Below are 12,444 nucleotides of genomic sequence, written 5' to 3'. Positions count from 1 at the left end.
GAGAGTAAAAGGGGGATTTTAATCCCCCTTTTTACTGCGACTGAATGCGTCAGGCACCAAACTTAAGATACGCATCCAATAGTTGCATAATCGCAACCATGAGTTGCAGGAACAGAATTGCCCATTCCACACCGCTCATACGCCACTCCTTTGGTATAGAGCACTTCTCCTCTGCCTTACCTTTCCGCTGCCTGTCACCAGAGGTGTGTTGGCTATGTTTTGATGTGCTCCGCAGTTTAGGCACTGTCGGCACCACCCGACAGCCAGGACTTAAAAAGGATCCTGAATTGCGGAACTGCAACACATCAAACCAACGAACAGAATGATATCAAACCATTACTGTATATAAAAACAGTTATGGAGAGTTTAGGAATCTATAAAGAAAAAACAAATATCTCATTGATTATATTAATTATTTTTGCGCACCACCGCTTGAGAACGTCTTTTCTTCATTGGTGATGATTTTACATCGTCTTAAGTCAACATTATGATAATCAGGTTGGTTACGTTTTGATGTGCTCTACCCGGCTACCACCGGGCATAAAAAAACCTCGCATTCGCGAGGTTTTTTGTTTCAGGCCACTTAGTGAGCGTTGACCAGGACCCACATCGGACCCTGGCCTACGGCGTAGCGTCCTTTTTCTTCCAGCAGACCCTGTACGCCTTTGATTTCATACAGCGCGATATGGTGGGATTTCTGCCCTGCCGCAATCAGGTATTTACCGCTGTGATCGATATTAAAGCCACGCGGCTGAGTTTCCGTTGGCTGGAAACCTTCAATGGCCAGCACGCTGCCATCTTCGGAGACGCTAAAGACGGTAATCAGGCTGGAGGTACGGTCGCAGGCATACAGATGACGACCGTCAGGCGTAATGTGGATATCCGCCGCCCAGCGGGTGTCAGAGAAGTCAGACGGCATCATATCCAGCGTCTGCACGCATTCGATCTGACCGTTTGGATCTTTCAGCTCCCACACGTCTACCGAACTGTTCAGTTCGTTTACCACATAGGCATACTGCTGGTTCGGGTGGAAGACCATATGGCGTGGGCCTGCGCCCTCAACGGTAGTCACTTCAGCCGGGTTTTGCGCCACCAGGTGACCATCGTCGCTCAGGGTAAACAGGCAGATGCGATCCTGCTTCAGTGCGGGCACCCACAGCGTGCGGTTGTCCGGAGAGATATTCGCCGAGTGACATCCTTCCAGCCCTTCCACCACGTCGACAGTGTCGACCGGAATGCCGTCGTCAAGGCGGGTCACGCTGACGCAGCCCGCATTGTAAGAGCCGCTAAAGATGAAACGCCCTTTATGATCGGTCGAGATGTGGGTCGGGCTGCCCGGCAGCGGCGCTTCGGCAGTGTAGGTCAGCGCACCGTCGTCCGGCGAGATGCGGTAGGCCAGCACCCGGAACTCAGGGCGTACGCCAACATAGAGAAAACGTTTATCCGGGCTGACGACCATTGGCTGTACTTGCCCCGGAACATCAACAACCTGAACCAGCGTGAGCGAACCTTCTGCATTCAAACGCCAGACGTGGATCTGCTGACTTTCAGGACTGGCGGTATAAACGGTTTGTTTCATGAATACTCCTTTCCTCACTGCGCGTGAAAGTGATTATTTTTAACGGTGAATGCTGAATTTTAGCCAGGAATTTTGCAGCGATTTACTCTCGGTGTAACATCGCCTGAGACCTAAAATTCAACATTAACCCGGAAGAACAAATGACCTCGCGTGTGATTGCCCTGGATTTAGACGGAACATTACTGACCCCTCAGAAAACCCTGCTCCCCTCCTCCCTTGAAGCGCTTAAACGAGCCCAGGAAGCCGGGTATCAACTCCTTATCGTAACGGGTCGACATCACGTTGCCATTCATCCTTTTTATCAGGCACTGGCGTTAGATACACCTGCAATTTGTTGTAATGGCACTTATTTGTATGATTATCAGGCAAAAAAGGTTTTAGCCTCCGACCCGCTACCGGTTCCTCAGGCGCTGCAACTGATTGATCTGCTGGATGAGCATGCCATTCATGGCCTGATGTATGTGGACAACGCGATGCTGTACGAGCGCCCTACCGGCCATGTGGTGCGCACCAGTAACTGGGCACTTTCGCTGCCGGAAGCGCAGCGTCCGGTCTTTACCCAGGTGTCCTCCCTGCGCCAGGCCGCTCAGGATGTTGACGCTATCTGGAAATTCGCCCTGACGGATGAAGACACCACCAAACTGAATACCTTCGCGAAACAGGTTGAACAGACCCTGGGTCTGGAATGTGAATGGTCCTGGCACGATCAGGTAGATATTGCCCGTAAAGGCAACAGCAAGGGCAAGCGCCTGACGCAGTACGTAGAATCTCAGGGAGGGTCGATGCGTGACGTGATTGCCTTTGGCGATAACTATAACGATATCAGTATGCTGGAGGCTGCCGGTACCGGCGTGGCGATGGGCAACGCCGATGACGCGGTGAAAGCGCGCGCTAACGTGGTGATTGGCGATAACACCACCGATAGCATCGCGCAGTACATTTATACCCACCTGCTGTAATCAGGCAGTGATCGAGACGCTCTTGATTTGCGCGTAAAGCCACAGGCCGGGCTTGATACCTAACTCGTCCCGGGCCCACGGGCTGATGCGCGCCCAGAGCGTCCTGCTTCCCACCTCAAGCTTCACTTCCACCTGACCGTTATCATCAAAACACTCCGCCACTTTGGCGCGCAGAATATTACGAATGCTGGTTTGCAGCGGCGGTTGCAGCACCAGCGAGACGTCCGATGCCTGAATGCGAATACGCAGCGCGGACTGTAACGGCTTGTCGACCTTGTTCACCCACAGATGCTGGTCGCCCAGCGCCAGCGCGGTCATCGCATAATGCGGGTGGTGTTCCAGCACGCTCACTTTCAGGATACTGCTCTGCTGCTCCTTTGGAAGCCAGGGATGCATCACGCTGCTTCCCCACACCTCTTCCAGGTTGCCAAAGGCCTTTACGCTGCCCTCTTCCAGTACCAGCACTTTGTCGGCCAGATGGAGGATCTCATCCAGCGAGTGGCTGACGTAGAGCATGGGAATGTTAATCTCGCGGGTCAGGCGCTGCAGGTAGGGCAGCAGTTCACGTTTACGCGGAATATCCAGCGAAGCCAGCGGTTCGTCGAGCAACAGCAGCTCGGGTGCGGTCAGCAAGGCACGGCCAATCGCCACACGCTGTTTTTCTCCACCGGAAAGCGAGGAAGGCAGCCTGTCGAGCAGAGGCTCAATACCTAACAGCGTCACCAGCTTATCAAACTGCCCGGCCATACTTTTCGCCATACCGTAGCGCAGGTTGCCGCGCACGCTGTAGTGCGGGAACAAGCGCGCGTCCTGGAAAACATAGCCGATGCGACGTTTATCCGGCGAGAGGTATATTTTGTTCTCCACGTCATTCAGAACGCGGTCATTCAGAACAATTCGCCCTGACTGCGGGCGTGTCAGGCCGCTAATCGCATTAATCAGAGAGGTTTTTCCCGCACCGGAGACGCCAAAAATGGCGGTGATGCCGCTTGCAGGCAGCGTCTCGTTAAGCGTCAGCGTGTGGTTCCCCAGCGTCTGGGTGAAATTCAGTTCCAGCATCCTTATTTCCCCATCCGTTCGCGACTCAGCCGCGCCAGCCATTCAGACACCAGCAGCGAAGCCAGGGCCAGGACGATTGAAATGATGCACAGTCGCGCCGCCGCGCCTTCTCCGCCGGGTGTTTGAATCAGGGTGTACATGGCTGACGGAATCGTTCGCGTCTCGCCGGGAATGTTCGATACAAACGTGATGGTCGCGCCGAACTCGCCCAGCGAACGGGCAAACGCCAGTACCGTGCCAACTATAATCCCCGGCAGCGTAAGCGGGAGCGTGATGGTGAAAAAGACGCGCCAGCGCCCGGCACCCAGCGTGCGGGCCGCCTGTTCGAGCTTCATGTCCACCCCTTCCAGCGCGAGGCGGATCGCCCTCACCATCAACGGAAATGACATCACCGCCGCGGCCAGTACCGCACCGCGCCAGCTAAAGGCGAACGTCAGCCCAAACCAGTCGTAGAGCTTCTCGCCGATAAAACCGCGTCGCCCCATCGAAATCAGCAACAGATAGCCGACCACCACGGGCGGTAAAACGAGCGGGAGATGAAGAACGCTGTCGAGCAGCGCTTTGCCGGGAAACCGGCAGCGCACCAGTAACCAGGCAAAGAAGATCCCAAAGGGCAAACTCAGCGCAACCGCCAGGGAAGAGACTTTAAGGCTCAGCATAACAGCCTGCCATTCAGGATCGGTCAATATCATCAGTGAGTCGTAAATCCATAACGTTTAAAGATTGCGGACGCTTCTGGCCCCTTCAGGTAATCGCGAAAGGCCGTCACGGTCGCGTTTTTATGTCCATCAACAATCGCGACAGGATATTCCACTTTCTTGTGGGAGTCTTCCGGGAACGTTGCAACCACTTTCACACCCTTGCTGGCAACGGCATCAGAGCCATAAACAATCCCCAGCGGGGCTTCGTTGCGTTCCACCAGCGCCAGCGCACCGCGTACATCTTCCGCCGGCGCCAGTTTCGGCGACAATGTCTCCCACGCGCCCAGTTTTTGCAGCGCTTCTTTGGCGTAGATCCCCGCCGGAACATGCTCCGGATCGCCCACCGCCAGACGGCCACCGTTAAGCAGGCTCATCCAGTTGGTCTCTTTGTTAATGGTAATATCCGCCTGCGCGCTGGCTTTTGGTGCCACGACAACCAGGCTATTCCCCAGCAGCGTTTCGCGGGTTGCCGGATCAATTGATTTCTTCTCCGCCGCGTAATCCATCCATTTCTGATCGGCTGAAATGAACAGATCCGCCGGTGCCCCCGCTTCTATCTGGCGCGCAAGCGTAGATGAAGAGGCGAAAGAGGAGACAACATCGACGTTTTTCTCTTTTTTATACGCCGCCGCAATATCCTGCAGCGCGTTGGTCAGCGACGCCGCCGCAAAAACCGTAATTTTTCCGTCGTCCGCCAGCGCCTGCCCGGCAAGTGAAAGCGTCAGCGTTGCCCCAGCGAAAAGACGTACCCATGAACGTGCCATTTGTAGCTCCTGTATATAGCGTTATATAGACGATAATATAACGATATCTTCATGGAGATCCCAGCGCTATATCGTACCGCTCAAGGGGTAAGCTGGACTGATTCTTAATACTATCGGAGAAAATGAGAAAAGCTTGAGAGCAAAACGCCCGGGCTAGCCGGGCGTTTTGAAGGGAATCAATGCTGCTTTTTAGCCTGGTCTTTGTGACCAATGTTCGAAAAGAGGTTGAACACTTCACCCAGGCCGTAGATGGCACCGAGGATGATGGCCATCACTACTGGCACCATGATCACGGCGAATACCAGACTTTTCAACAACTCTAACATGGTTTTCTCCAGATATTGTGAAGGGCTTATTCTACCCTGAAAAGTAAGAAAAACATCCCCTTTTGTGCGGTAGCCTTTGCGCCCCGCACCATTTGGGTCACAATATCCTTTTTGCCAGGACACTGTTATGCAGGCCGAAATTCTTCTTACTCTCCGACTACAGCAAAAGCTTTTTGCCGACCCCAGACGTATAGCCCTGCTTAAACAAATAGAACAAACGGGCTCGATTAGCCAGGGGGCAAAGAATGCCGGAATCAGCTATAAAAGCGCCTGGGATGCCATCAATGAAATGAACACCCTGAGCGAACACCCGCTGGTCGACAGAGCCACGGGCGGTAAGGGCGGTGGCGGCGCCAGGGTGACTCGCTACGGCCAGCGCCTGATTCAGCTTTACGATCTTCTGGGCCAGATCCAGCAAAAAGCGTTTGATGTTCTGAGTGATGACGATAGCGTTCCACTGGACAGTTTGCTGGCCGCCATTTCCCGCTTCTCGTTACAAACCAGCGCCCGCAACCAGTGGTTTGGTACGGTGACGGCGCGCGATAATCTTCAGATACAACAGCATGTTGAGATCCTGCTTGCCGATGGAACAACGCGTCTGAAAGCCGCAATCACCGCGCAGAGTGCAGAGCGCCTTGGCCTGGATGAAGGTAAAGAGGTGCTGGTGTTACTGAAAGCGCCATGGGTCAATATCACGCGTAACCCCGACACGGCACAGGCAGCGGATAACCAGCTATCGGGCGCAATCAGCCATATTGAACGCGGCAAGGCGCAATGCGAAGTGCTTATGACGCTGGCGGACGGACAATCACTCTGCGCGACGGTACCTTGCAGCGAGGCGGACGGCTTAGAAGAAGGTGCTGTCGTCACCGCATATTTCAACGCAGACCGGGTGATTATCGCCACATTGTGCTGAGCGCATTGACAACCGCGCTGACAGTGAGTATCCCTGACATCTGTTGCTGCAAAAAATGGGATAAATCATGGCATTATTGCATATTTCGCAAGGTACGTTTCGTCTTAGCGATACCCGGACGCTGGCGATTGCTGATTTGACAATACGCGCGGGTGAAAGCTGGGCGTTTGTTGGCACTAACGGCAGCGGTAAATCCGCGCTGGCCCGTGCGCTGGCGGGGGAGCTCACCCTCCTCAAAGGGGAATACCATAGCGACGTTACGCGCCTGACGCGCCTCTCTTTTGAACAACTGCAAAAGCTGGTGAGCGACGAATGGCAGCGCAACAACACCGATTTACTCAGTCCTGGAGAAGAAGATACCGGCCGCACGACGGCGGAAATTATCCAGGATGAGGTGAAAGATCCTGCCCGCTGTCAGCGCCTGGCTGAACAGTTCGGCATTACCGCCCTGCTCAACCGACGCTTCAAATATCTTTCTACCGGCGAAACGCGGAAAACCCTGCTTTGCCAGGCGCTGATGAGCGAGCCTGAGCTGCTGATCCTCGACGAACCGTTCGACGGCCTTGACGTCCAGTCCCGGGCGCAGCTGGCGCATCTGCTGGGCTCGCTTAATCAGCAGGGATATACCCTTGTGCTGGTACTTAACCGCTTTGATGAGATTCCGGATTTTGTCCAGCATGCCGGTGTGCTGGCCGACTGTCATCTGACCGAGACGGGCGAAAAGTCGGCGCTGCTTAAGCAGGCGCTGATCGCCCAGCTCGCGCACAGTGAACAGCTCGACGGCATCACCCTTCCGGAACCCGATGCCCCGTCAGCCCGCCACGCGCTCGATCCTCACCAGCCACGCATCGTGCTGCGTGATGGGGTCATTTCTTATGACGACCGCCCGATCCTGAACCATCTTAGCTGGACGGTGAATCCGGGCGAGCACTGGCAGATTGTCGGCCCGAATGGCGCGGGAAAATCCACGCTGCTGAGCCTCATCACCGGCGACCATCCGCAGGGCTATAGCAACGATCTCACGTTGTTTGGCCGTCGTCGCGGCAGCGGTGAAACCATCTGGGATATTAAAAAACATATCGGCTACGTCAGCAGCAGCCTGCATCTGGATTACCGGGTCAGTACCACGGTACGTAACGTGATCCTCTCCGGGTATTTTGACTCCATCGGAATTTATCAGGCGGTGTCGGACAAGCAGCACAAGCTGGCCCAGCAGTGGCTGGATATTCTGGGGATGGATAGCCGGGTGGCTGACGCGCCGTTTCACAGTTTGTCATGGGGGCAGCAGCGCCTGGCATTGATCGTTCGCGCGCTGGTAAAACACCCGACACTGTTAATTCTGGATGAGCCCCTGCAGGGTCTGGATCCGCTAAACCGCCAGCTGATTCGTCGCTTTGTGGATATTCTCATTGCCGAGGGTGAAACCCAACTGCTGTTTGTTTCACACCATGCCGAGGATGCCCCTTCCTGTATCACCCATCGTCTTGAGTTCATTCCGGACGGCGAGCGCTATCGCTATCTTCTCAGCCACATCGACTAACCGTGGAGGGCCCCGCCCTCCTCTTTTCAGATAACTTGCATCAATACAATACTATCTCTTTGATCTAGAATGGTCTGAGTGATTGAAAAAGCGAGTTTGAAAACGAGTGTAAACGATTCCACTATTTTATCCCATGTCACACTTTTAGCGTCTCTGTTATGCTATGGTTATTACATACCATAAGCCTAATGGAGCGAATCATGCGAGTTCTGGTAACAGGTGGTAGCGGTTACATCGGAAGTCATACCTGTGTGCAACTGCTGCAAAATGGTCACGATGTGATCATCCTCGACAACCTGTGCAATAGTAAGCGCAGCGTGCTGCCGGTGATTGAACGTCTTGGCGGGAAACAACCCACTTTCGTGGAAGGCGACATCCGCAACGAAGCGCTGATGACCGAAATCCTTCACGACCACGCCATTGAAGCGGTGATCCACTTCGCCGGTCTGAAAGCCGTCGGTGAATCCGTTGCGAAGCCGCTTGAGTATTACGACAACAACGTCAACGGTACCCTGCGTCTCATCTCCGCCATGCGTGCGGCGAACGTTAAAAACTTTATCTTCAGCTCCTCCGCCACCGTCTATGGCGATCAGCCAAAAATCCCCTACGTTGAAAGTTTCCCGACAGGCACGCCACAAAGCCCGTACGGCAAAAGCAAGCTGATGGTGGAACAGATCCTGACCGATCTGCAAAAAGCGCAGCCGGAATGGAGCATCGCCTTGCTGCGCTACTTCAACCCGGTCGGCGCCCATCCGTCTGGCGATATGGGTGAAGATCCGCAGGGCATCCCGAACAACCTGATGCCGTATATCGCTCAGGTGGCGGTAGGCCGTCGTGAGTCGCTGGCGATTTTTGGTAACGACTACCCAACCCAGGACGGCACCGGCGTGCGCGATTATATCCACGTGATGGATCTGGCCGACGGTCACGTTGCGGCCATGCAACAGCTGGCAGATAAACCGGGCGTGCATATTTACAACCTCGGCGCCGGGGTGGGCAGCAGCGTGCTGGACGTGGTTAACGCCTTCAGCAAAGCCTGCGGTAAGCCAGTGAACTACCACTTCGCACCGCGTCGTGATGGTGACCTGCCCGCTTACTGGGCGGATGCCACTAAAGCCGACAAAGAGCTTAACTGGCGTGTGACCCGCACGCTTGATGAAATGGCACAGGATACCTGGCACTGGCAGTCACGCCACCCGCAAGGCTATCCGGACTAAGGATCTTTCATGACTTCGTTTAATCCCGTCGATCATCCGCATCGTCGTTTTAACCCGTTAAGCGGACAATGGATTTTGGTGTCTCCGCATCGCGCCAAGCGCCCCTGGCAGGGGGCGCAAGAGACGCCTGCGAAACAAACGCTACCGCAGCATGACCCGGATTGCTTCCTGTGTCCGGGCAACACGCGCGTCACCGGAGATAAAAACCCGGACTACAAAGGCACCTTCGTCTTCACCAACGATTTTGCTGCGCTAATGACCGACACGCCGGACGCGCCCGCGAGCCATGACCCGCTGATGCGCTGTGAAAGCGCGCGGGGTACCAGCCGCGTGATCTGCTTCTCGCCCGATCACAGCAAAACGCTGCCGGAGCTGAGCGTTGAGGCACTGAAAGAGGTGATCGGCACCTGGCAGGCGCAAACCGCTGAGCTGGGGCAGACTTACCCATGGGTGCAGGTATTTGAAAACAAAGGTGCGGCGATGGGCTGCTCCAACCCGCATCCGCACGGCCAGATCTGGGCGAACAGCTTCCTGCCTAACGAAGCCGAACGCGAAGACCGCCTGCAAAAAGCCTATTTCGAGGAAAACGGCTCACCCATGCTGGTTGATTACACCCAGCGTGAGCTGGCCGATGGCAGCCGTACCGTGGTGGAAACCGAACACTGGCTCGCCGTCGTACCTTACTGGGCCGCCTGGCCGTTTGAAACGCTGCTGTTGCCGAAAGCGCACATACAGCGCATGACCGATCTCAGCGACGCACAGCGCGACGACCTTGCGCTGGCGCTGAAGAAACTGACCAGCCGTTACGACAACCTGTTCCAGTGCTCTTTCCCATATTCCATGGGCTGGCACGGCGCACCGTTTAACGGCGAAGAGAACCAACACTGGCAGCTGCATGCCCATTTCTATCCGCCACTGCTTCGCTCTGCGACGGTACGTAAGTTCATGGTGGGCTATGAAATGCTGGCGGAAACCCAGCGTGACCTGACGGCGGAACAGGCAGCCGAACGTCTGCGTGCCGTGAGTGACGTCCACTATCGCGAATCAGGAGTCTAAAAAATGAGTCTGAAAGATAAAACACAATCCCTGTTTGCTGAGAAATTTGGCTACCCTGCCACCCATGTTATTCAGGCGCCTGGCCGCGTCAATCTGATCGGTGAACATACTGACTACAACGACGGTTTTGTGCTGCCGTGTGCCATTGATTACCAGACGGTTATTAGTTGCGCAAAGCGCGACGACCGTAACGTCCGCGTGATAGCGGCGGATTACGGTAACGAAACCGACGAGTTTTCCCTTGATGCCCCCATTGTGACGCACGACAGCCAGCAGTGGTCTAACTATGTGCGCGGCGTAGTGAAGCATCTGCAGAAGCGTAACAAGAACTTTGGCGGTGCGGATTTAGTGATCAGCGGCAACGTGCCACAGGGCGCGGGCTTAAGCTCCTCTGCCTCTCTGGAAGTCGCCGTGGGGACCGTGTTCCAGCAGCTTTATCATCTGCCGCTGGACGGGGCGCAAATCGCCCTTAACGGTCAGGAAGCAGAAAACCAGTTCGTGGGCTGTAACTGCGGCATTATGGACCAGCTGATCTCCGCGCTGGGCAAAAAAGAGCACGCGCTGCTGATCGACTGCCGCTCGCTTGGCACCAAAGCCGTTCCGCTGCCCAAAGGCGCGGCTGTTGTGATTATCAACAGTAATTTTAAGCGCACGCTGGTGGGCAGCGAGTACAACACCCGCCGCGAGCAGTGTGAAACCGGTGCACGCTTCTTCCAGCAGCCCGCCCTGCGCGACGTGACGCTTGATGAATTCAATAAGGTTGCGCATGAGCTGGATCCGGTTGTCGCCAGACGCGTTCGTCACGTGCTGACGGAGAACGCCCGTACCGTTGAAGCCGCGTCCGCGCTGGCGAAAGGCGACCTGAAACGCATGGGAGAACTGATGGCTGAATCGCATGCCTCCATGCGCGATGACTTTGAAATCACCGTCCCGCAAATTGATACCCTGGTTGAGATCGTCAAAGCGACCATCGGCGATAAAGGCGGCGTGCGCATGACCGGCGGCGGCTTCGGGGGCTGCATCGTTGCGCTGGTACCGGAAGAGCTGGTCCCTGCCGTACAGGATGCCGTGACGAAGCAGTACGAAGCAAAGACAGGTATTAAAGAAACCTTCTATGTATGTAAAGCATCACAAGGAGCCGGACAGTGCTAAACGAAACACCTACTCTCGCACCGGATGGTCTGCCGTATCGCCTGTTAACCCTGCGCAACCGCGCAGGGATGGTGGTTACGCTGATGGACTGGGGTGCAACCCTGCTCTCCGCCCGCGTACCGATGCCGGACGGCAGCGTGCGTGAAACGCTGCTCGGCTGTGCATCGCCTGAGCAGTATGTTAACCAATCGGCTTTTCTGGGAGCGTCCGTCGGCCGCTATGCCAACCGCATCGCTAAAAGCCGTTTCGAACTCGACGGCGTGGCGTACCCTCTCCTTCCAAGTCAGGGTGAGAACCAGCTTCACGGCGGACCGGAAGGGTTTGATAAACGCCGCTGGAAAATTGTCCGTCAAAATGACAGCGAAGTGCTGTTCTCGCTGGATTCACCTGATGGCGATCAGGGCTTCCCGGGCAACCTTATCGCCTCCGCACGCTTCACGCTGACCGACGACAACCGAATCGCCATCGAATACCGTGCCACGGTCGACAAGCCGTGTCCGGTTAACCTGACTAACCATGCCTACTTTAATCTGGACGGCAACCAGTGCGACGTGCGCAACCACAAGCTGCAAATCCTTGCGGACGCGTACCTGCCGGTTGACGAAATGGGCATACCTTATCAGGGCCTGAAGCAGGTGAACGACACCAGCTTCGACTTCCGCAATGCGAAAGCTATTGCACAGGATTTCCTGAGTGATGACGATCAGCGCAAGGTGAAAGGCTACGACCACGCTTTCCTGTTGCAGGCCAAAGGCGATCTCAGCCAGCCCGCCGCGCAGGTCTGGTCTGCTGACGAGAAGCTGCAGATGACCGTTTATACCACCGCCCCTGCCCTGCAGTTCTACTCAGGTAACTATCTAGGCGGCACAACGGCACGCGAACACAATGAATACAGCGACTGGCAGGGTCTGGCACTGGAGAGCGAGTTCCTGCCTGACAGCCCGAATCATCCGGAATGGCTGCAGCCAGATTGCGTTCTGCGCCCGGGTGAAGAGTACGTGAGCGTCACCGAGTATCATTTCATTCCGCGCGCTTAACGACAGGCCCTCACATCGAGGGCTTTTTTCTGCTCCCCTTGCTGAAAATAGCGCCGATCGCAGACAAAATCATAACCCTGGATTCACAAGCATCTTACACTCGGAGACTATTTTCGCTATGGTTAGGGTTAAGCGTTG

Annotated in this window: 13 protein-coding genes; 7 read left to right on the top strand and 6 right to left on the bottom strand. The window is 55.5% G+C overall.

Going from position 1 to position 12,444, the window contains the following annotated elements; all coding sequences use genetic code 11:
- Positions 1-49: 49 nt before the first annotated feature.
- Both tisB and pgl read right to left on the bottom strand, forming a co-directional pair.
- Complete coding sequence (gene tisB / locus ACOTXR_RS00885) at positions 50-139, bottom strand: type I toxin-antitoxin system toxin TisB (RefSeq protein ID WP_023332440.1); 90 nt, start codon at positions 137-139, stop codon at positions 50-52.
- Positions 140-583: 444 nt separating this feature from the next.
- Entirely contained in the window at positions 584-1,579 is a 996-nt protein-coding gene (gene pgl, locus ACOTXR_RS00880) for a 6-phosphogluconolactonase (protein WP_058689826.1), read from the bottom strand.
- 140 nt (positions 1,580-1,719) lie between these two features.
- Between pgl and ACOTXR_RS00875 the strand changes: the two genes are divergently transcribed.
- Positions 1,720-2,538 carry a pyridoxal phosphatase gene (locus tag ACOTXR_RS00875; RefSeq protein ID WP_032637158.1) on the top strand — a complete coding sequence of 273 codons (819 nt, stop codon included), beginning with the start codon at positions 1,720-1,722 and terminating at the stop codon, positions 2,536-2,538.
- On the opposite strand, the gene modC is transcribed toward ACOTXR_RS00875, so the two are convergent.
- The 4 genes from modC to ACOTXR_RS00855 form a co-directional block, all read right to left on the bottom strand.
- Complete coding sequence (modC, locus tag ACOTXR_RS00870) at positions 2,539-3,597, bottom strand: molybdenum ABC transporter ATP-binding protein ModC (RefSeq protein WP_032637159.1); 1,059 nt, start codon at positions 3,595-3,597, stop codon at positions 2,539-2,541.
- A gap of 2 nt (positions 3,598-3,599) precedes the next feature.
- On the bottom strand, positions 3,600-4,289 hold the full coding sequence (gene modB, locus ACOTXR_RS00865; RefSeq protein ID WP_014883061.1) for a molybdate ABC transporter permease subunit: 690 nt from the start codon (positions 4,287-4,289) through the stop codon (positions 3,600-3,602).
- Entirely contained in the window at positions 4,289-5,062 is a 774-nt protein-coding gene (modA, locus tag ACOTXR_RS00860; protein ID WP_014883060.1) for a molybdate ABC transporter substrate-binding protein, read from the bottom strand. The genes modB and modA overlap by 1 nt, the downstream gene beginning before the upstream one ends.
- A 176-nt stretch (positions 5,063-5,238) precedes the next feature.
- The gene (locus tag ACOTXR_RS00855; protein WP_014883059.1) at positions 5,239-5,388 is read right to left on the bottom strand and encodes an AcrZ family multidrug efflux pump-associated protein; all 150 of its coding nucleotides are present in this window, start codon (positions 5,386-5,388) and stop codon (positions 5,239-5,241) included.
- Between the two features lie 127 nt (positions 5,389-5,515).
- Between ACOTXR_RS00855 and modE the strand changes: the two genes are divergently transcribed.
- From modE to galM, 6 genes are all read left to right on the top strand, one after another.
- Entirely contained in the window at positions 5,516-6,304 is a 789-nt protein-coding gene (modE, locus tag ACOTXR_RS00850; protein WP_023332436.1) for a molybdenum-dependent transcriptional regulator, read from the top strand.
- A 67-nt stretch (positions 6,305-6,371) separates the two neighbouring features.
- Positions 6,372-7,844, top strand: a complete 1,473-nt coding sequence (gene modF / locus ACOTXR_RS00845; RefSeq protein ID WP_058689825.1) for a molybdate ABC transporter ATP-binding protein ModF — start codon at positions 6,372-6,374, stop codon at positions 7,842-7,844.
- Between the two features lie 200 nt (positions 7,845-8,044).
- Positions 8,045-9,061, top strand: a complete 1,017-nt coding sequence (gene galE, locus ACOTXR_RS00840) for a UDP-glucose 4-epimerase GalE (protein WP_023332434.1) — start codon at positions 8,045-8,047, stop codon at positions 9,059-9,061.
- A 9-nt stretch (positions 9,062-9,070) separates the two neighbouring features.
- A complete protein-coding gene (gene galT, locus ACOTXR_RS00835) occupies positions 9,071-10,117 on the top strand; it encodes a galactose-1-phosphate uridylyltransferase (protein WP_023332433.1) in 1,047 nt (348 codons plus the stop codon).
- A gap of 3 nt (positions 10,118-10,120) precedes the next feature.
- A complete protein-coding gene (gene galK, locus ACOTXR_RS00830; protein ID WP_014883054.1) occupies positions 10,121-11,269 on the top strand; it encodes a galactokinase in 1,149 nt (382 codons plus the stop codon).
- A complete protein-coding gene (gene galM, locus ACOTXR_RS00825; protein ID WP_058689824.1) occupies positions 11,263-12,306 on the top strand; it encodes a galactose-1-epimerase in 1,044 nt (347 codons plus the stop codon). Before galK ends, galM begins: the two co-directional genes overlap by 7 nt.
- Positions 12,307-12,444: the final 138 nt, after the last annotated feature.

This window comes from Enterobacter cloacae complex sp. IR53030, assembly GCF_049238365.1.
Classification (GTDB): domain Bacteria; phylum Pseudomonadota; class Gammaproteobacteria; order Enterobacterales; family Enterobacteriaceae; genus Enterobacter; species Enterobacter kobei.
Note: the sequence above shows the minus strand (reverse complement) of the source record. Positions and strands in the feature narration are given on the sequence as shown.